This is a genomic window from Pseudomonas sp. FeS53a, assembly GCF_000931385.1.
Taxonomy (GTDB): domain Bacteria; phylum Pseudomonadota; class Gammaproteobacteria; order Pseudomonadales; family Pseudomonadaceae; genus Metapseudomonas; species Metapseudomonas otitidis.
The window spans coordinates 43,557-63,900 of the sequence record NZ_JYFT01000076.1 but is presented as its reverse complement, the minus strand read 5'-3'; the positions used below and the strand labels follow the sequence as shown (position 1 = coordinate 63,900).

Sequence of the window (20,344 nt, the reverse complement as noted above, 5' to 3'; positions counted from 1 at the left end):
AAACCAAGCAAGCGCTCGGTAAGTTTTCCTGACTTTCGCCAGGGAGCTACGCCATGCCGGCCTGCCAGGAATACTTCGACGAATCCCATCAACTGGTGCGTGATTCGGTTCGCCGCTTCGTCGAGCGGGAAATCCTCCCCCATATCGACGACTGGGAAGAGGCCGAATCCTTCCCCCGCGAGCTCTACCTCAAGGCCGGTGCCGCCGGCATCCTCGGCATCGGCTACCCCGAGCAATACGGCGGCAGCCACGAGGGCGACCTGTTCGCCAAGGTGGCGGCCAGCGAAGAGCTGATGCGCAGCGGCTCCGGCGGCCTGGTGGCCGGGCTCGGCTCCCTCGACATCGGCCTGCCGCCCCTGGTCAAGTGGGGCCGCCCCGAGCTTCGCGAGCGCATCGCCCCGCAGGTGCTGGCCGGTGAGAAGATCATGGCGCTGGCCGTCACCGAGCCCTCCGGTGGCTCCGACGTGGCCAACCTGAAGACTCGCGCGGTGCGCGAGGGGGACTTCTACCGCGTCAACGGCAGCAAAACCTTCATCACCAGCGGCGTGCGCGCCGACTACTACACCGTGGCGGTGCGCACCGGCGGTGACGGCTTCGGCGGCGTCAGCCTGCTGCTGATCGAAAAGGGCACCCCCGGCTTCAGCGTCGGGCGCCAACTGAAGAAGATGGGCTGGTGGGCCTCCGACACCGCCGAGCTGTTCTTCGAGGACTGCCTCGTCCCGGTGGGCAACCTCATCGGCGTCGAGAACATGGGCTTCGCCTGCATCATGGCCAACTTCCAGTCCGAGCGGCTGGCCCTGGCCATCATGGCCAACATGACCGCCCAGATGGCCCTGGAAGAAGCCGAGCGCTGGGCCCGCGAGCGGCAGGCCTTCGGCAAGCCCATCGGCAAGTTCCAGGTGCTCAAGCATCGCCTGGCGGAAATGGCCACCCAGGTCGAGGTCTCCCGCGAGTTCACCTACCGCCAGGCGGCGAAGATGGCCGCCGGCAAGAGCGTGATCAAGGAAATCTCCATGGCCAAGAACTTCGCCACCGACGTGGCGGACCGGGTCACCTACGACGCCGTGCAACTGCTCGGCGGCATGGGCTACATGCGCGAGAGCCTGGTGGAGCGGCTCTACCGCGACAACCGCATCCTCTCCATCGGCGGCGGCTCGCGGGAAATCATGAACGAGATCATCAGCAAGCAGATGGGGCTCTGAACCGCCCGGTTGCCGCCAGGCACCGGGCTCCACCCTCAGGGGATGAAAGCGCAGAGGCCTTTCAGCGCCCCATGCGCTCCAGGGCTTCGTCCGCCAGCACCCGAGTCAGCTCGCCCGCCGGCAGGTGCTTCGACAGCGCCGCCGCCTGGCCCGACCACAGCGACATGAAATCATCGGCACCCGCCGCCTCGGCCTTGGCCCGTAACGGGGCCAGCGCACCGCCCGCCAGCGGAAAGGCCGGCGCCAGGTCGCTCAACGGCCCCACTTCACGCATCACCCGATTGAGAATCCCCCGCGCCGGGCGCCCGGTGAACAGGTTGGTGATGGCCGTACCGTCGTCCCGGCTCTGCGCCAGCGCTTGGCGGTGCAGGGCTGGCAGGCGCGCCTCCGGGGTGAACAGGTAGGCCGTGCCCAATTGCACCGCCGCCGCCCCCAGCGCGAAAGCTGCCGCGATGCCGCGTGCATCGGCGATTCCACCGGCCGCAATCACCGGTACCCGCACCGCATCCACCACCTGGGGCAGCAACGCGAAGGTGCCCACCTGGGTGTCCACCCGCGTATCGAGGAACAGCCCGCGATGACCGCCAGCCTCCGCGCCCTGGGCAATGATCGCGTCGCAACCCCTGGCCTCCAGCCAGCGGGCCTCGGCCACCTTGGTGGCCGACGAAATCACCTTCGCCCCGGTCGCCTTCACCCGCTCCACCAGCGCTGCCTCCGGCAGGCCGAAGTGGAAGCTCACCACCTCCGGGCGCAATGCCTCCACCAACTCGCAGAGTGCTTCATCGAACGGCGCGCGGTTGGACAGCGGCACCGGCTCGGCCGGGTCCAGGCCGAGTTCCAGGTAGTAGGGCTCCAGGCGCTGCTTCCAGGCCGCCAGGCTGACCTCGTCCGGCACCGGCGCCGAGTGGGCGAAGAAGTTCAGGTTGATCGGCGCCGCAGTCCCTTCGCGAATCCGCCCGACTTCCTGGCGGATCTGCTCGGTACTCAGCATCGCGCAGGGCAGCGAACCCAAGCCACCGGCCTGCGCCACCGCCACCACCATCTCCGCATACGACGGCCCCGCCATTGGCGCCTGGATGATGGGCAGTTCGATGCCGAACAGATCCTGGATACGGGTATCGGGCCAACGGGACATGGCAGCGCTCCTGGCAGGGGAAAGGGCGACAGGATACTGCCAAATGCAGCGCGGCAGAGCGGCTCTAGCATCGTGCGGGTGCGACAGGTGGCCACGTTTCCGGAGCTATGCAGGCATTTTGCCTACGACTGTCTACAGTCTTTCTTGGGTACCTACGCCGTATCCGACCCCAGTGCAAGGCCTCGGGATGTGCCCTTGTGCGGGGAGTTCCGCTCCACCGTTCAGCAGGGAAGGCCGATGAACAGCACGTCTTTCAGCATCGATGCAGACAGTTTCCGCCGCATTCTCACCCGCAACGTGGCATTGCCCCTGGGCGTTGGCGTCCTGGGCGTGGTGCTGTTCGTCGGGCTGATCGGCTACCTGCTGTATGTGCTCAATTGGGTCGAGCACACCGACCAGGTGATCGCCCGCAGCAACGAGAGCCTGCGCCAGTCGGTGGAGTGCGAGTCCAGCTTCAGGGGGTTCCTGCTGTCCGGGGAGGAAGAGTTCCTCGAAGGCTACCGGGAAACGGCCCCGCGTCTGCTGGCCGGGCTGCAGGCGCTGCGTGAGCTGATCCACGACAACCCCGTCCAGAGCGAGCGACTGGCGCGCATCGAGGCTGCCCAGACGCGCTGGCTGCAGATGACCGAACCTCTGATCGAAGCGCGGCGTGCCAACCAGGACATCAGCGCGTTCATCCGCGAGAAGCAGGGCAAGCGGCAGATGGACGAGGTGCGCCAGGGCTTCGTGGCCCTGGTTGCCACCGAAGAGCAACTGCGCCACGAGCGCAGCGAGCGGGCCAACCGGGCGGTGGTGCTGATCATCGGCCTGCTGGTGGTCATGCAACTGGGCGGCAGCGGAGCGCTGGCGATCTTCGGCCGGCGCGAGCTGATCGGCCTCTCGACCAACTACAACCGCATCCTCGACCAGCAGTCACGCTTCACTGAGCAGCTGCAGGCCCAGGCCTGGCTGCGGGAAGGGCAGTCGCAACTGGCCGAACAACTGATCGGCCAGCAGACCCCGGCGCTGATCGGTCGCGCCGTGCTGGATTTCCTCGCCGGTTACCTGGAGGTCGCCGTGGGTGCCCTCTATGTGCGCGAGGGCGAAGGGCGGCTGCGGCGCGTGGCTGACTATGGCTTCGCACCCGGGCAGCAGGCCCGCGACCAGGTCTTCGAGGACGGCGCCAGCCTGCTCGGCCAGGTGCTGCGGTCCCGCGAGGTGCGGGTCATGGAGGGGCTTCCCCCGTCCTACCTGCGGGTCAACTCCGGGTTGGGCGATACCGATCCGCTGACGGTGATCCTGTCGCCGACCCGAAGCGATGGGCAGGTCAACGGCGTGCTGGAACTGGCTTTCCTGCGGCCCCTGTCACCCCGCGACCGACAGTTGCTCGAAGCCGTTGCCGAGAGCCTGGGCACCTCCATCGAGGCGGCCCGCTACCGCCAGCGTCTGCACGACATGCTCACCGAGACCCAGCAGCTCAACGAAGAGTTGCAGGTGCAGCAGGAGGAGCTGCGCGTCGCCAACGAGGAGCTGGAAGACCAGGCCCGGGTGATCCGCGACTCCCAGGCCAACCTGGAGACCCAGCAGGCCGAACTGGAGCAGACCAACGAACAGTTGAGCGAGAAGACCCGCCGCCTGGAAGACCAGCGCGACCTGCTGGACGAGCGCAACCACGCCCTCGACCAGGCCCGGTGCGAGCTGGAGGCGCGTGCCGAGGAACTGCAGCGGGCCAGCCGCTACAAGTCCGAGTTCCTCGCCAACATGTCCCACGAGCTGCGCACCCCGCTGAACAGCTCGCTGATCCTCTCCAAGCTGCTGGCGGAGAACCGCAAGGGCAACCTCGACCCGCAGCAGGTGCATTACGCCGAGCTGATCAACAAGTCCGGCAACGAGTTGCTGCGGCTGATCAGCGACATCCTCGACATCTCCAAGGTGGAGGCCGGCCGCCTGGAGGTGCACCCCGAGGACACCGACGTTGCGCAACTGGTGGACGGGCTGCGCGCTCTGTTCCAGCCCCAGGCCGACGACAAGGGGCTGGCGTTCGACGTGCAGGTTGAGCCCGACGCCCCAGCACGGCTCTACACCGACGGCCAGCGAGCCGGGCAGATCCTGCGCAACCTGCTGTCCAACGCCGTCAAGTTCACCGCCAGCGGTCGCATCGGCCTCAAGGTCCGCGCCGCCAGCGGCGGCATCGCCTTCGAGGTCAGCGACTCCGGCATCGGCATCAGCGACGAGCAGATGGGCATCATCTTCGAGCCCTTCCGCCAGGTGGACGGCACCACCAACCGACGCTTCGGCGGCACCGGCCTCGGCCTGTCCATCTCCCGCAACCTCGCGGAAATGCTCGGTGGCAGCATCACCGTGCAGAGCCAGCCCGGGTGCGGCAGCTGCTTCACCCTCTGGCTGCCCAGCAACTGCCTTGCCGGGGAGCCGCTGCCGTCCATCGCCCAGGTTCAGCCCGCCGAAGGTGTGCGGGCTGTCGCGCCCGTGGCGTCCGCCAGTGGCCTTCAGGACGACCGCCAGCGGCCCGTCGATGCGCGCCACTGCGTGCTGGTGATCGAGAACGACCCGAAGTTCGCCCGTGACCTCTACGAGCTTGCCCACGAACTGGGCCACCGCTGCCTGGTGGCCGGCAACGCCGAGGAAGGCCTGCGTCTGGCACGGGAGCAGGGGCCCGATGCCGTGCTGCTGGACATGCGCCTGCCGGACGAGTCCGGCCTCGCCGTGCTGCAGACGCTCAAGGAAGATCCCGTCACCCGGCACCTCCCTGTGCACGTGCTCTCCGTCGACGACCGCACCGGTCCGGCGCTGCAGCTGGGGGCCATCGGCCACGCACGCAAGCCTGCCACCCGCGACCAACTGCGCGAAGTCTTCGCCCGCCTGGAGGACAAGCTCACCCAGAAGGTCAAGCACGTCCTGGTGGTGGAGGGCGACGCCAGCCAGCGCGACAGCATCGCCCAGTTGGTGAGCGACGAAGACATCCAGGTCAGCGCCGTCGCCAGCGGTACAGAGGCCCTGGATCGCCTGCGTGGCGGCACGTTCGACTGCATGATCATCGACCTCGCCCTGCCGGACATGCGCGGCAACGAACTGCTGGAGCGCATGGCCGCCGAGGCGCTCGGCAACTTCCCCCCGGTGATCGTCTACACCGCCCGCCAGCTCAGCCTGCGTGAAGAGGAGGAACTGCTGCGCCACTCCCGCTCCATCATCATCAAGGGCGCCTGCTCCCCCGAACGTCTGCTCGACGAGGTCACCCTGTTCCTGCACAAGGTCGAGTCCTCCCTCTCCAGCGACCGCCAGCGCATGTTGCAGAGCGCGCGCAATCGTGACCGCGTGTTCGAGGAACGCACCGTGCTGGTGGTGGACGACGACGTGCGCAACATATTCGCCCTCATCAGCGCCCTGGACGAGAAGGGCGCCCAGGTGGTGACCGCCCGCAACGGCCAGGAAGCCCTGCAGAAACTGGAGGAGAACCCGCAGATCGACCTGGTGCTGATGGACGTGATGATGCCGGTCATGGACGGCTTCGAAGCCACCCGGCGCATCCGCCAGGACCCGCGCTGGAGCCGGTTGCCGATCATCGCCGTCACCGCCAAGGCGATGAAGGACGACCAGGAGCAGTGCATGGGCGCCGGCGCCAGCGACTACCTGGCCAAGCCCATCGACCTGGAGCGGCTGTTCTCGCTGATCCGCGTGTGGCTGCCGAAGCTGGACAGGTTCTGAAGCGCGGCGTTGACCGCCGCGCGGCCGTTTACCCGCGCAGTTCGCGGAGTTCGCTGGTCAGGGTGTCCAGGCGCAGCAGGCGTCCCGTCTGGTCGAACAGACGCCAGTCGTGTGCCTGGGCGCGCACCTGCAGCGGGGCGTCCGCCGGCCAGTCCAGCACGGCGCAGGTCTGCAGCGACTGCTGGCTCACCAGGCGCCACTGCCGGGTGTTGCCCTGGGGGGCGAGGCCGATCAGCAGCCACTCCGGGAGCACCTCCAGGTCCGGCACCGCCACCTGCTCCGGCGTTATATCGGGCAGGGGAATGTCGTATCGCCCACCGGTGCTTTCCATCGTCAGGCTCATCGTGCCGTTGGTGCCGTCCTGGCAGGTGAAGGTCAGCAACCCGCCCAGGGGGTTGGGGATGATGAGTTGGCGCTCCAGGGGGGCGTCCACGGGCCTGCGCTCGGCCAGGCGCCGCGAGGGCAGGGCGTAGCGCCAGAGTACGAGCGATCCGTCTGCGCCGGACACCAGCCATTGCTCGAAGTGCTCGGTGTGGTGGAAGAGGCGGATGTCGCCCTTGAGGTCGCTGACGTGCCAGAGCACGGCGAACGAGCGGTCGACGTCCACGACACGAACGCTGTCCCGCAGGGTGACGGCCCAACTGATGCCGTCGAAGACCGGTGAGTGGGCGTGCAGCTCCAGTACACCCAGGTCCCGTGCCGTGCGCCTGACCAGGTCCAGCTTGGTGATGCGCCAGACCTGGTCGCGGCGTGCCATGGCCAGGGCAACGCGCCGGTTGTGCGCGATGACCAGGCGGTGTGCCGGCTCGGCGAAGCTGAATACTGCGCGCCCGTGGGCATCCAGTACCTGGGCACCGGCTTCCCCGAGGGCCACCAGTGTGCGTTGGTCCTCCAGGGCCACCGCGTCGAGAATCGCCTGTTGCTCGGCGGGGGGCGCCTGCCAATGCAGCGGCGAGGTGACGCGCTGCAAGGGGGTGGCACGCCCTTTGGGAAACCCGCGGGACGGCAGGTCGGCCTGCAGCAGCGTGTCCCGGCTGAGCTTGAGCAGGCTGTCCAGCTCGGACCTGGACAGGTGCGCGCGTTGGGTGGCGTGGTCATCCAGCAAGGCGGGCAGCACCATCCGGGCCAGCAGGGCCAGTGAGCGGTTGTCCCGCGTGTTCCGGTTCTTGGTGCCGACCCACAGTAGGGCGCGGGCCAGGGCCTGGCGATCCCGGAAACGTGCCGGGTCGTCGCGCAGCGCACGCAGGGGGGCGGCGTAGGCCTCCAGGGTGTCCGGCAGCAGGGCGGCGCGGGTCACCAGGGCCTCGGTGCCCAGGCTGCCGCCTGCCGCTTCGGCTTGACTCAGCCAGTGCACCGCACGATCCCGTGCCTCGGGAATCGGCCAGGCCACGTCCACGGCCTTCAACCAGTCGCCGCGCGCCACCAGCATCTCGGCCCATTCCATGCGCAGCCGGTCGGCCACTTGTGGCCACTTGGTCTGCAGCATCTGCACCGCGCTGACGAAGGCGTCGTCACGGCGTGCCACCTGCAGGGCCGTCTTCCAGTCGTCGGCCAGGCAGAAGAGGCGCACGATCCAGTCGGCCGACATGTCCCAGGCCAGTGCCAGCTCGGCGGCCTGGCGGAAGCGTTGGTGGCGCTCCAGGTAGTCCAGTGCCTCCTGCCGCACCTTGAGCAGCTCCGCGAGGATGAACACTGCTTCATCGATGCGCCCCGCACGGTCGAGTTTCTCGAAGTGCTGGCGATAGACCTTGCGCAGGTGGGCCTCCAACTCCTCACCCAGGGAAATGGAGGCCCCGGGGCCCGAGGGGCGCCCCAGGGACAGGTCGTCGCGGCGGTCCGGCGTGCCGAATGCCTGGCCCAGGCTGCCCTGCTCGCCTCCCAGGGGCAGTGCGTGGCGCAGCGCCTCGTCGATGTCGCCCTTCTCGAACAGGTTGAGCATGCGCCGCAGGTAGGCACTCTGGCGGCGGTTGAGCAGTGCACTGAAACGGGAAGTGATGGCCAGGCTGGTGAGCAGGCGACGCCAGCGGCTCGGGGTGGCCGGCGCTTGGCTCCTGCGGAGAGGGAGGGCGCGCGCACTGGCGACCGGCGTGGGGGCTGCCGTCCAGTGCTGGGGCGTGCCGGAGAAGAACCGGCGCAAGGCACCGATGAGCAGCAGGGTGATGACGATCAGCAGGGCGGCCACGAACAGGAGCGCCCCGGGGCCGGATGGATCGTCGGAGTCCTGGGCCAGCGGAGCCGTGCTGGCCGAGGGCGACACGGCGTTCTGGGCCAGGTGCACGGCGTCTGGCAGGTGGCTACCCAGGATCACCACGGCGAACAGCACGATCCAGATGAGCAGGCCCTTGCCGACGCCATCGGAGGTGGTCTGCGCAGCAGCCGGCTTGCCCGACGCACGCGCCGGGGGTTGCTTCGCCAGTGACTGGAGGAAGGCCTCGCGTTGCGGGCTGGGTGGTTTCACCTTGCCCTGGAGGATGGTGTGGATGTCCTTGGCGGGTGGCAGCTCCTCGATCACCAGTGGCGGCAGCGCGTCCCGGCAGTCATGGGTGTCCTGCCAGGGGTGGCCGTCGAGATCGAGGCAGTCCTCCAGCGCCAGGCGTTCGGCCTGATGCAGGTCCAGCGCGGCGACGCGGCCACCCTGTACTAGCCAGAGGTCGGCGGCCGGCAGGGTTGCCTGCTCTTCCTGTGTCAGCTCGGCCGAGCACAGGCCACCGGTCTCCAGGGCCAGCAGCGGCCAGCCCTCCAGCGCGTCACAGTCCTGCACAACGGTCGCGTTGAAGCGCAACAGGTCGCCCTCGGGGAAGCGCCAGGCTGCCGAGCCGGCCCGCCAATGGCGCAGCAACAGCGCCGCACGGACCTCGACCGCCAGCCAGTCGGCAGGCAGCCACAGGCCTGCGACCGGTCGGCGCCCCTTGAGCGAGGGCTGACGAACGTGGGTATCCGGTGCACTCATGGCGTGCCTCCTTGGTCATCTGCCCGGGTGCAGGAGGCTCGCAGGCGCACGACGTGGTGCCGGGTGCAATAGAGCACCAGCTCGCGAGCCTGACTGAGGACCGCCAGCAGGCCGCTGCTGGCACAGACACTCAGCCGCGCAATGGCATCGGGTGTTTCGACGATGCTCCGGAGCGCAGTGCCGTCATACAGGGCAAGGCGCTTGCGATCGCCGGACATCAGCACCAGCAGCAACCCCCTGGCGTCGGGGTCGGCCACCAGGCCCTGGGCACTCCAGCCCGGGGGCACGTCGAGTGTCCAGTTCTCTGCAGCGCCGCCTTGCCGATCCTTGGGGCGACACAGCCGCCAGCGCTCCTGGGGCGTTGCGCTCAGTAGCAGGGCGCATGCCGGGTGGGTGCTTGTGGTGCTGAACCGGGCCATGAAGGCCTTGCTGGCCTCACCCACCTCGCCAAGGCGCAGGGGCGTGCTCACGCGGTGGCCCGACAGCACCTCCTGGAGGATGAAGCGCTGGTCACGCTTGTGCAGGTAATAGAGGCGGCCATCGTCGAGGTGGCTCATGGCGAGCACATCGTCTTCGACGCGTTCCAGAAGCGGCTCCTGGCTGCGGGGGAGGCCTTTCTGGTGGTGCCAGTGCAGAAGTCGCCCCTGGGCATCCAGCAGGTAGAGGCGCTCGCCGTCATGGGCGCTGTCCACCAGGGCGAGGGGCAGCAACCTGGCGGTGCCTGGCGGAGCGCTCAGTACCTCCTGTGGCGGGCGTGTGGCGGTACTCAGGGGCGACAACTGCCAGAAGCGCAGGTTGGGGCCGGCATCCATCACGCCGGCCAGGCTCCGCCCGGTGAATGCCAGGGCCAGCGGCTGCTCCCCCGTGCTCCAGAGGAGCCGGCGGGTCCTGGGTTTCTTCTTGCTCCCCAGGGCCGGCAGCTTGAACACCAGTACGCCGGGCTGATCGAGCAGCGCCAACGCCACCATCTGCCCGGAGCGCGAAATGATCGGTGGCAAGGTCAATGCCACACGCTCCACGTTCAGGGTCTCGGCGTGCCCGGCAGGCACCTGCCCGGCGAGGGCGAACTGCCCTGAAAGCAGGCGCCTGCCAATGGCCGGGCTCGGCAAGGGCAGGCTCAAGGCACGTCGGCTGTTGCCCAGGTGCAGCTCGGCCTCCAGCGCTTCGCCATCCAGACTGGTGGACAGGTGCAGGCGGTGGCTGAAACCGTCATCCGTGGCCTGGGCGCCAATCAGCCAGCATTCGTCCGGCGTTGCGGGTAGCGCGTTGCGCAGGTCGCTCCAGGCGCGCCAGTCATCGGGCTCGGCGGCTTGCCAGCGCCGGGCTTCGAGCAGGCGGGCGAAGTCGACTGCGCCGCGCACGCCATCGATCCAGCCGGGTTGCTGGAGGATGCCCCAGCGCAACTCGCCACCCACGGCCTGGGCACGGCGCGCCAGGAGGATCAGCATCGCAATGTGGGCCAGTCGTGGGGCGCCCAGTTGCCGGGGGCCGGCATCGAACAGGGCAATGATCGTGCGGTTGCCCTGGCAGGCGCGTGCCTCCGAGGCGAGGAACAGGTGCTCGCCGCTGGCGGCACGCCGCAGGAACTCGTCGGGAAATACGTCGGCCAGTAACCACTCGCTGGGTAGCAGGCGCTCATAGGGGCCGCGACGTTGCAGGTCGCCCAGGCCGTCCGGCTCCTTCAGCTCGCCGCTCTGCCGGCGCTGAACCGGCCCCACCAGGTTGTGCAGGCGTTGCGCCAGGTCGGCCAGGGCTTCGGCCAGCTCGCTGTCCAGCTCCTGCAGAGGCTGGCCCCAGTGGGCCAGGGCGTCGGGTAGCTGCAGGCTCATCGGGCCGCCCAATGTTCGGCAATGCGCGCCAGGTGACCTTCGGAAAGCGGCAACTGACGGTCCAGCGGCACCGTCCTGGCCGGCGCGGGCCAGAGCAGCAGCGGGGTGCGGCCGTGGCGCTTGGTGAGGGCACGGGCGAGCAGGTCCAGTGGCGCATCGGGGCACAGCCGGGTTGGCAGCCAGAGTTCGGGGGCGACTTCACAGGGGGCGGCGTAGTCGATGCCATCCACCCAGGGCAGGGCGTCTGCTTCACCGATCACCACCAGCAGGTCATTGGCGGCGGTGGCCTGCAGGCCCGCCAGTTGCTCGGTGGGCAGGGCCAGCAGGCGTGCGTGAAGGCGCCGGGAGGCTTCGCCCCAGGCCACGGCAGCACGGGGTTCCAGAGCCTGGGCGCGGGGTTGCCAGCGCCAGGCCTGTTTCAGGGCGCTCATGCGGGGGTGGCGAGGCGGGCGACCAGGCGCTCGCGCAGCTCGGCCAGCTCCGGCGGCAGGGCATCAGCGAGGAAGTTGGCGTCGATCTCCCGCAGCACTGCTTCCGGGTTCGTCCCCTCGGCCTCGTCCAGGCAGGCGCGGGCTTCTTCGGCCAGGCGGCTGGCTCGCGACAGCGGTTGCAGGGTGGCTTCTTCCACCGCGCTGAAGAGGTTGTCGTTGCTGGCCTGGGCGAACAGCTCGCGCAGGACCTCGCGGGCCTGTTGCTGCATGGCCTGGGTGGGCAGGGCGTAGAGCAGCGGCCAGAGGTCCGCCTCGCTGGCCTGCTGGCGGCCGCCGAGCAGTGCGGCAGCGGCGATCAGCCGTTGCGATTTGACGATGCGCCGGTCGGAAAGCGGGATGCCGGCCTGGCGCAGGCGGCGGATGGCGTCGGCCAGGGCCGGGCGCACGCTGTCGAGGTCGACCTGGCGCAGGGCGCCGCAGAGCGTGTCCAGGTGGCCCAGGTGGTGGGCGTCCAGCACGGGTAGCTGCTCGGCCTTCCAACCCCCGGCGAGCATGGCTTCCAGTTGGTGGTCCGGCACGGTGTCGACGAACAGGTGCAGCAGGAAGCGGTCGGCGAAGGCCGCCAGGGCCTCGTCTTCCGGCAGGCCGTTGGCCGCGCCGACGCAGACCCGCAGTGGGCAGCGCAGCTCGGTGTGGCCACGGCGGAAGCGCCGTTCGTTGAGCACGCCGAGCAGGGTGTTGAGGATGGCGGTGGAGCCGAGGAACACCTCGTCGAGGAAGGCCACGTCGGCTTCCGGCAGCATGCCGCTGACATCGGTTTCCACCGTGCCTTCGCGCAGCTTGCGCAGGTCCACCGGGCCGAACAGCTCGCTGGGCTCGGTGAAGCGCCCGAGCAGGTATTCGAAGTAGCGGCCGCCCAGCACCTGGGCCACCCGCCGCACCACGGCGCTTTTTGCCGTACCGGGCGGGCCGACCACCAGCAGGTGCTCCTGGGCCACGGCGGCGAGGATGATGAGTTCGGCGAGTTGCTCACGGCCGACGAGGCCGGTGGTGGCGGTGCGAATGGCCGAGCGGAGTTCCCTGGCGGCGTGCTGGATGGCGTTCAAAGCGGCGTCTTCCCTGATGGCAAGGCGCGGATTTTGCGCAAATCGACCGGGCTGTCAATGCGCCATGACGCAACCCGTCGGACGGCTCACAAGGAACCGTCCCGGCACCTGCGTTCACTCCCCGGCGGCATCCTCCAGCACCGGCTTGGCCAGGTAGCGCGACAGGGCGTGGGCGATGTTGTTGGGGCGCTGGCCGTCGCCGAACAGCAGTTGCCCGATGCTCAGGCCCAGTTGGCGGTAGCTCTCGAACTGGGCTTCGTCGAAGAACTGGTCGCCGGTGGTCTGGTTGGGGAAGTCCGGGTTGGCGCGCACGTAGTTGAGCACGTCGGTGGGCACGCCTTCGATCAGCCGGGGCTTGATCAGCAGGATGCGGCTGGTGAGGCGGCGCGGGATGTCGGGGTTCTCCCGGTCCGGGGTGTGGAAGACGTTGAGCAGCACGGCGCAGCGGCGGTCGGTCGGCTCGGTGGAGGCGCGCAGGGACTGGGTGCTGCCGAACACCTGGGACAGCAGCGGATGGCGCAGCACGCCGGGGTCTTCCTCGATCTCCAGGTCGTGGTCGATGCGCGACAGCCGCACCAGGTTGGCCAGGTCGTCGAAGCGGTACTCCGGGTCGCAGCCGCAGTCGCACATCACCACCAGTTCGATGTCGCGGGCGGGTCGCAGCAGCTCGTAGGTGGCGGTGTTCTCGAAGTGGCCGCCGTCGGTGAGGTAGAGCTTGTCGCGGCGATGGCCGTGGAAGCGCGCGGTGAGTTCGTAGAACAGGTAGGTCTGGGTCGGCAACCAGTGGGACGACGCCTCGCCGATCCGCGACAGCGGCTTGGCGCGGCCGACGAAGTTGCTCTGCCACCAGGTGCCCAGGCGCACGTTGGCCAGCCCCAGCAGCAGCGAGAGGCCCAGGCTGGTCTGGCGGCCGAGGCCGGTGCTGGCGGCGGCGCCGGAGGTGGCCACCCACTGGCCGAGGCTCAGCGGCTGGTTGATCTCGCCGCGGCCGTTGGGTGGCTGCCGGGACTTGCGCTGGCCGTCGAGGATGAAGCTGGTGACCTGGTCCTGCTCGCCGCCGGGGGTGTAGCGGTAGGGCGCCACGCACAGCGGCTTGCCCTTGCGGTCGCGCTGCACCAGTTGCTCGGCCGGGTCCACGGTGAGGTTCATGGTGACGTTGATCAGGTGCAGCGGGCCGGCGGTGCGTTTGCCGTAGTAGTCCTTCAGGGGGATGTCGTCCCGCGAGAGGGTCTGCGCCACGCTCATGCGCCGGCGGCTCTGGGCGCAGGAGACGTCGAAGCGCTGGCCGTTGGAGGCGCCCAGGTAGGCGCGGGTGAGGCGGGCGGCGTAGAACGCCTGGAGGCTGGAGAGGTTGATGAAGCCGATGAACTGCCCGGTGACCACCGCCATCACCAGGGCGATGACCGCCAGCAGGCCGAAGCGGAAGAGCTGCGCATCGCCCGCGTGGGCGCCCGGCACCCGGCCGTTCCAGGCGAACCAGTGGGCCAGCAGGCCCCAGGCCAGGGTGACGGCCAGCAGCAGGACCAGGCCGGCGACCAGCGCCAGGGCGTCCAGGGGCAGTTTCTTCAGCAGGCCGGGGGCGGGTTTCTCGTCACGGCTGCGGGCCAGGTGGCGCACCAGCCAGATCAGCACCGGCAGCACGCTGAAGGTGAGGCTGCCCTGCCAGTGCCGGGCCAGCACCGTGTACAGCTCGAAGGTCAACTGGTGCACCAGGACCAGCACCAGGGCGACAGCCGCCCAGGTGATCGCCGTGCTCAGCGCCCGGGTGACGTTGACCCGGTAGTTGCGCACGTTGTCGGCGTCCAGTCCGCCGTCGTCGGGGCGCTGCTTCAGGCGTTGGGACGCCACCAGCGCGGCGCACCAGGCCAGCCCCAGGCCGAGCACCGTGACCACGATCCAGAGCAGGTCGCGGGCAGGCACCGGCAGCCAGTCCGCTGTGTCGGGCACCTGGCAGGTGAGCCAGCCCAGCGCCACGGCCATCGCCAGGGCGCTGCCGGTGGCCCAGTTGAGCAGCGCGGGCGGTTCGTCCTGGGTCTTGCGCGAGTAGATCAGCCAGTACGCCAGCATCAGCGGGGCTACGGCCAACAGGGCGATGCCCAGGGGAATGGCCAGGAGGTGGTCGCAGAACAGGTTCCAGCGCGAACAGGCCACGCCCTGGGTCAGGGCCAGCAGCGCGGTGACCAGCAGGATCGGCAGCCCGATCACCAGGTGCACGGCCACCCAGTTGCGCCAGGTCATCGCCAGGGCGTAGAGCAGGTCACCGGCGCCGGTGGGCGTCAGGTAGCGGCCGTTCTCCCGCAGCCAGGCGGTGGGCCCGGCGCCGACCGGGGCCGCGCGGTAGTTGGTGGAGGAGTGGATGCGCCCCGGCGGCTGGTAGCTCAGCACCCGGTAGGCGTCCTCGGCCGCCTGGCGTGCTTGGGCCTGCTCGGTGCCCGTGCCGGGGCGCAGGCGCCCGGGCTGGAACAGGCTGGAGAAGAACGAGCCCATGTAGCCGCCGCCGCTCACGGTGGAGAGGTAGTCGAAACGCGGCAGCAGGCGCTCGGCGGGGGCGTCGCCGGTACTGCCGAGGGGGCGGTTGGCGGGGGTGTAGGGCGCGCGGGCCAGGGCCTGGAGCACGCCGAAGCAGAAAGTGGCGCTGCGGATGCCGCCGCCGGAGAGGGCCAGGGCCCAGGGGCGGCGGCGCGGTTCCGCCGGGGTGTCGATGCCGAGCGTCTCGCGGCGCCAGTCGATGCGTTCCTGTTCGGCCTTGTATTGGTCTTCCACGTGCCCTCCCTGGTGCGATGTTGCCTACAGCTCCTTACTAAAGCAGGTGCCGGGCATTCCGCCAGCCAGGCGTCGGGGTCAGCGCGGGCCTCCCGGGCAGGTGCCCGCTTCGCCCAGGGGGCGCCGGGCCAGGCCGATGGCCAGTACCAGGGCCAGCACCAGCATGCCGCCGACGAACAGGCCGATGCCGTGCCAGCCGGCCTGGTGCCAGAACAGCCCGCCGAGGGTGCCGGCCACGCCGGAGCCGGTGTAGTAGAAGGCCTGGTAGAGCGACGCCGCCTGGCCCCGCGCCTGGGTGGCACGGCGGCCGACCCAGCTGCTGGCCACCGAGTGGGCGCCGAAGAAGCCGAAGGTGAACAGCAGCATGCCCAGCAGGATCAGCGGCAGCGGCGCCAGCAGGGTGAGGCCGAAGCCGACGAGCATCAGCAGGATCATCACCCACAGCACCTTCTGCCGGCCCACCCGGTCGGCCAGGGAGCCGGCCATGGCCGAGCTGTAGGTGCCGGAGAGGTACACCACCGAGAGCATGCCCACCGCCGCCTGGCTGAGGTGGTAGGGCGCCTGCAGCAGGTGGAAGCCGATGTAGTTGAAGAAGGTCACCAGGCTGCCCATCAGCAGGAAGGCTTCGACGAACAGCACCGGCAGCCGGGCATCGCGCAGGTGCAGGGCGAAGCCGCCGGCCAGGTTGCCCAGGGTGATCGGCCGGGGCCGGAAGTGCCGGGACTCCGGCAGCAGGCGCCAGAACACCAGGCCGGCGAGCAGCGCCAGCAGGCCGATGCAGGCCAGCACCCAGTGCCAGGACAGGTAGTCCACCATCACCCCGGCCACCAGGCGGCCGCACATCCCGCCGATGGCGTTGCCGCCGATGTACAGGCCCACCGCCAGGCCGGTGTGGGCCGGGTGGATCTCCTCGCTCAGGTAGGTCATGGCCACGGCGGTCAGGCCGCTGAGGGAGAGCCCCACCAGCACACGCATCAGCAGCACCAGCTCCCAGCGGGTCATGGCGGCGCTGGCGAGGGTGAACAGGGCCGCGCAGAGCAGCGAAACGCCCATTACCCGCTTGCGCCCCAGGGCGTCGGACAGCGAACCGGTGAACAGCAGGCCCACCGCCAGCGCCAGGGTGGACACCGACAGCACCAGGCTGGCCTGGGCGGCGCTGATGGCGAAGGCCTGGGCCAGCACCGGCATCATCGGCTGCACGCAGTAGAGCAGGGCGAAGGTGGCGAAGCCGCCGCAGAACAGCGCCAGGTTGGTGCGCAGGAAGGCGGCGCTGCCTTTCTCGATATGGGTGGGCGGTTCGGCGGGCGCGCCGGTGGCGGTCTGGCGCTCGGGGTGGCTCATCGGGGACCTCATCACGCGAATCAGGCAGTCGGCCCGTGGGGGCCGTGGCCCGCTGCTGGCGGGCTCTGGGGGACGGTGAAAAGCCTATCGGTGCCCAATACGCGTTTCCAATATATTGTTCGACATCTTTGATATCTGAAACCTATCAATCGCCGCCATGGAACTCCGCCACCTGCGTTACTTCATTGCCGTCGCCGACGAACTCCATTTCGGTCGCGCGGCGGAGCTGCTGGGCATATCCCAGCCACCGCTGAGCCAGCAGATCCAGGCCCTGGAGGAAGAGCTGGGGGCGCGACTGTTCGAGCGCACCAATCGCCGCGTGGCCCTCACCGAGGCCGGTCGGCTGTTCCTCGACGAGGCGCGCCAGATACTCGCCCAGGTGGACCAGGCGGCCGAGGTGGCGCGCCGAGCCCAGCGCGGCGAGCTGGGCCAGTTGAAGCTGGGGTTCACCTCCTCGGCGCCGTTCACTTCGGTGATTCCTGGCGCCATCCTGCGCTTTCGCCAGGCCTTCCCCGAGGTGCAGCTGGAACTGCACGAGCTGAACAGCCGGGAGGTGGCCGACGCGCTGCTCAACGGGCGCATCCAGGTGGGGCTGATCCGCCCGCTACCGTTGCCGGAGTCGTTGGTGGCGGTGGAGCTGTTCCGCGAGCCGCTGGTGGCGGTGCTGCCCGCCCAGCACCGGCTGGCAGGCGAGAGCGCCGGCCTGCACCTGGCGGAGCTGGCGGCCGAACCCTTCGTGTACTTCCCGCGCAATGCCGGCACCGGCCTCTACGACCAGGTGATCGCCCTGGCCCACGAGGCCGGCTTCAGCCTGCGCATCACCCAGGAATCCCACAGCGCACTGACGCTGATCGGGCTGGTGGCGGCGGGGCTCGGGGTTTCGGTGCTGCCGGCGTCCTTCACCCGCATGCACTTCGATGGCGTGGTCTACCGGCCGCTGCTGGACGCCGGCGCCACCACCGCCGTGTGGCTGGTACGCCGGGATGACGAGCGCTCACCGCTGTCGCGGGCCTTCATCGAGCTGATCGCGCCCTGATGAGCGGTGCAGGCAGCCCCGAATATTCCGCATCGGAATAAACGCGAGCCTGCTTTCTATTTTTGAGTAATGGCAACGCTGGATAGCATCCCTGGAGACCGCACGTCACACGGCCTGCGGAATTGCCCACGAGCACCCACCAGGAGATGCCATGCTGATTCCCCCTCGCTTGAGTCGTGCCGACTGCGAGCGCCTTGATCTCGATGACTCCCTCGCTGCCTGCCGGGCGCGCTTCGACCTGCCGGCCGGCGATATCTACCTCGACGGCAACTCCCTCGGGGCCATGCCGGCGCACATCCCCGAGCGCATGGAGCGGGTCCTTCGCCACGAGTGGGCCCATGGCCTGATTCGTTCCTAGAACGATGCACAGTGGTACCCGGCCCCTCAGCGCGCGGGTGCGCGCATTGCACGGCTCGTGGGGGCGCAGGATGACGAGGTGATCGTGGCCGATTCCACCTCCATCAACCTGTTCAAGGTCCTGGTGGCAGCGACCCGCATGCGCCCGGGGCGCTCGCTCATCCTCGCCGAGCAGGGCAACTTCCCCACGGATGTCTACGTGGCGTCCGGGGTGGCCCGGCTCACCGGGTGCGAGGTGCGCTGCGTCGAGCCCGACGAGGTGCTCGACGCTCTGAGCGAGGAGGTGGCGATCCTGTCGCTGACCCACGTGAACTACAAGACGGGCCGCCGCTACGACATGGCGGCCATTACCGCCCGCGCCCACGAGGTTGGTGCCCTGGTGGTCTGGGACCTCTGCCACTCGGCCGGCGCCATGCCCATCGACCTGAATGGGTGTGCAGCCGATTTCGCCGTTGGCTGTGGCTACAAGTACCTCAATGGCGGCCCCGGAGCGCCGCCCTTCGTGTACGTCGCCAGGCGCCACATCGCCCAGGTCGACCAGCCCCTCTGCGGTTGGCACGGCCATGCCCGTCCCTTCGATTTCAGCCCCGAGTACCACGCCCACCCGAGCATCGACCGGATGCTGGTGGGGACGGCTCCACAACTTGGCGTGCTGGCCCTGGAGGCCGCGCTGGAGGTGTTCGATGGCGTCGACCTGCATCGGTTGCGCAGCAAGAGCATGGCCCTGGGTGACCTGTTCATCCGTCTGTGCGACGAGCAACTCGCCGGGCTGGGGGTCGAGCTGCGCTCGCCACGGGAGGCCGAGGCGCGGGGCAGCCAGGTCTCCCTGGCCCACGGGAATGCCTATGCGGTGATGCAGGCGCTGATCGCCCGCTGTACATCCGCTTCGTCGACATCTGGGACAGCGTGCAGGCACTGCGTGAGGTCCTCGTCACCGGCGAATGGGACCAGCCGGAATTCACCACCCGCAAGTCGGTGACCTGATTCCCCACCACAGGAGTTGCGAACATGACAAGAACAACACGCACGTTCGATGACCTGGCCCAGCGCGAGCAGGGCCTCAAGCAAAGCCTGGGCAGCGGCCAGCTGTCGATGATCGCCATCGGTGGCGCCATCGGCACCGGCCTGTTCCTGGGCAGTGGTTTCGCCATCGGCTTCGCCGGCCCCAGTGTGCTGGTGAGTTATGCCATCGGCGCGGTGATCGCCCTGTTGTTGATGGGCTGCCTGGCGGAAATGACTGTCCGCCATCCCACCTCCGGGTCTTTCGGGTCGTTCGCCGAGTTCTACGTCGCGCCCTGGTTCGGCTTTCTGATCCGTTATGCCTACTGGGCCTCGATCGTCTTCGCCGTCGGCACCGAGATCACCGCCGCCGCCCTGTACATGGCCTATTGGTTCCCTGACGTGCCGGGCGGCTACTGGATGGTCACGTTCTCTGCCGCGCTGGTGGCGGTGAACCTCCTCAGCGTGCAGGCGTTCGGCAGCGTCGAATACCTGTTCTCGGTGCTCAAGCTCGGCGCCATCGTCGGGTTCATCCTGCTGGGTGCCTGGGTCGTCTTCGATGCACCGGCCGACTGCCCCATCGGCTTCGCCAACTACACCCGTGACGGCGGCTTCTTCCCCCATGGCTACTGGGGCACCTGGGTGGCGGTGATCGTGGCGTTCTTCAGCTACCTCAGCATCGAGATGATTGCCGTGGCAGCAGGGGAGGCCCGCGACCCGAAGCGCGCCGTGACCCGTGCGTTCCGCATCACCCTGGTGCGGCTGGTGCTGTTCTACCTGCTGACCCTGGCGCTGGTGCTGGCGATCCTGCCCTGGCGCCAGAACGATGGGGGCCAGAGCCCCTTCGTCCTGGTGATGCAGGCGACCGGCGTGCCGTTCGCCGGAGCCCTGTTCAACGCTGTGGTGCTGGTGGCCGCACTCTCGGCAATGAACAGCCAGCTGTACATCACCTCGCGGCTGATGTTCAGCCTGGCCCGCGCCGGCCAGGCACCGGCCCTGTTCGGACGGGTCAGCCGGCGTGGCGTCCCGCTGGCGGCCCTGCTGCTGTCTTCCCTCGGTATCGGCCTGGGCACGCTGCTCTACATCGTCGAGCCGGAGCGGGCCTTCACCCTGATGATGTCCATCGCCATGTTCGGCGCCATGTTCACCTGGGCCGGCATCTTCCTCACCCACTTGCTCTTTCGCCGGCGCCAGGCGGTCGAAACCCTGGAGTTCCGCCTCTGGGGCTACCCCTGGACCAGCCTGGCCGGCCTGCTGCTGATGCTCGCGGTGATGATCACCACGCTGTTCACCGAAGCCTTCTCGCTGACGCTGATCTGGGGCCTGCCGTTCCTGGGGGTGATGACGCTCATCTACGTCCTGCGTTTTCGCGCAGCGCGGCCGGTCGCCGGTGAGGCGCCAACCCCGCTGCCGTTGCGCCGCTGAGACGCTGCAAAGCAAAGCGGGCAGCACCGGTGGGGGCTGCCCGCTTTCTTGTGCCCGCAGCTGTCACC

13 protein-coding genes are annotated in these 20,344 nt (G+C 69.0%); 6 read left to right on the top strand and 7 right to left on the bottom strand.

All coding sequences use genetic code 11. From position 1 onward, the window contains the following. The first annotated feature begins 53 nt into the window (after window positions 1-53). Entirely contained in the window at window positions 54-1,202 is a 1,149-nt protein-coding gene (locus SZ55_RS23935; RefSeq protein ID WP_044412774.1) for an acyl-CoA dehydrogenase family protein, read from the top strand. Between the two features lie 61 nt (window positions 1,203-1,263). Here the strand turns inward: SZ55_RS23935 and SZ55_RS23930 are convergent, their stop codons facing one another. Continuing rightward, complete coding sequence (locus SZ55_RS23930) at window positions 1,264-2,337, bottom strand: NAD(P)H-dependent flavin oxidoreductase (protein WP_044412771.1); 1,074 nt, start codon at window positions 2,335-2,337, stop codon at window positions 1,264-1,266. Between the two features lie 237 nt (window positions 2,338-2,574). Between SZ55_RS23930 and SZ55_RS23925 the strand changes: the two genes are divergently transcribed. Then, window positions 2,575-6,039 (top strand): response regulator, encoded by a 3,465-nt coding sequence (locus SZ55_RS23925; RefSeq protein WP_044412768.1) that lies wholly within the window; start codon window positions 2,575-2,577, stop codon window positions 6,037-6,039. Between the two features lie 28 nt (window positions 6,040-6,067). Here SZ55_RS23925 and SZ55_RS23920 read toward each other — a convergent pair whose 3' ends face one another. The 6 genes from SZ55_RS23920 to SZ55_RS23890 form a co-directional block, all read right to left on the bottom strand. Further along, window positions 6,068-8,989 carry a bpX6 domain-containing protein gene (locus SZ55_RS23920; protein ID WP_052807655.1) on the bottom strand — a complete coding sequence of 974 codons (2,922 nt, stop codon included), beginning with the start codon at window positions 8,987-8,989 and terminating at the stop codon, window positions 6,068-6,070. After that, the gene (locus SZ55_RS23910; RefSeq protein ID WP_052807654.1) at window positions 8,986-10,818 is read right to left on the bottom strand and encodes a hypothetical protein; all 1,833 of its coding nucleotides are present in this window, start codon (window positions 10,816-10,818) and stop codon (window positions 8,986-8,988) included. Before SZ55_RS23910 ends, SZ55_RS23920 begins: the two co-directional genes overlap by 4 nt. Continuing rightward, the gene (locus SZ55_RS23905; protein ID WP_044412764.1) at window positions 10,815-11,249 is read right to left on the bottom strand and encodes a bpX5 domain-containing protein; all 435 of its coding nucleotides are present in this window, start codon (window positions 11,247-11,249) and stop codon (window positions 10,815-10,817) included. The genes SZ55_RS23910 and SZ55_RS23905 overlap by 4 nt, the downstream gene beginning before the upstream one ends. After that, the gene (locus tag SZ55_RS23900; RefSeq protein ID WP_044412763.1) at window positions 11,246-12,355 is read right to left on the bottom strand and encodes an AAA family ATPase; all 1,110 of its coding nucleotides are present in this window, start codon (window positions 12,353-12,355) and stop codon (window positions 11,246-11,248) included. The genes SZ55_RS23905 and SZ55_RS23900 overlap by 4 nt, the downstream gene beginning before the upstream one ends. Before the next feature lie 114 nt (window positions 12,356-12,469). Then, window positions 12,470-15,118 (bottom strand): patatin-like phospholipase family protein, encoded by a 2,649-nt coding sequence (locus SZ55_RS23895; RefSeq protein ID WP_044412760.1) that lies wholly within the window; start codon window positions 15,116-15,118, stop codon window positions 12,470-12,472. A 78-nt stretch (window positions 15,119-15,196) separates the two neighbouring features. Beyond that, a complete protein-coding gene (locus SZ55_RS23890) occupies window positions 15,197-16,459 on the bottom strand; it encodes an MFS transporter (protein WP_044412758.1) in 1,263 nt (420 codons plus the stop codon). Window positions 16,460-16,616: 157 nt separating this feature from the next. Here SZ55_RS23890 and SZ55_RS23885 point away from each other — a divergent pair, with 157 nt between their 5' ends. From SZ55_RS23885 to SZ55_RS23875, 4 genes are all read left to right on the top strand, one after another. Beyond that, window positions 16,617-17,495: a LysR family transcriptional regulator gene (locus SZ55_RS23885; RefSeq protein WP_044412756.1), complete on the top strand. Its 879-nt coding sequence runs from the start codon at window positions 16,617-16,619 to the stop codon at window positions 17,493-17,495. Window positions 17,496-17,646: 151 nt separating this feature from the next. Next, window positions 17,647-17,853: a hypothetical protein gene (locus SZ55_RS27740; RefSeq protein ID WP_082078328.1), complete on the top strand. Its 207-nt coding sequence runs from the start codon at window positions 17,647-17,649 to the stop codon at window positions 17,851-17,853. Window positions 17,854-17,937: 84 nt separating this feature from the next. Then, a complete protein-coding gene (locus tag SZ55_RS23880; RefSeq protein ID WP_236692478.1) occupies window positions 17,938-18,831 on the top strand; it encodes an aminotransferase class V-fold PLP-dependent enzyme in 894 nt (297 codons plus the stop codon). A gap of 29 nt (window positions 18,832-18,860) precedes the next feature. Next, window positions 18,861-20,276 (top strand): amino acid permease, encoded by a 1,416-nt coding sequence (locus tag SZ55_RS23875; RefSeq protein ID WP_044412742.1) that lies wholly within the window; start codon window positions 18,861-18,863, stop codon window positions 20,274-20,276. Window positions 20,277-20,344 lie beyond the last annotated feature (68 nt).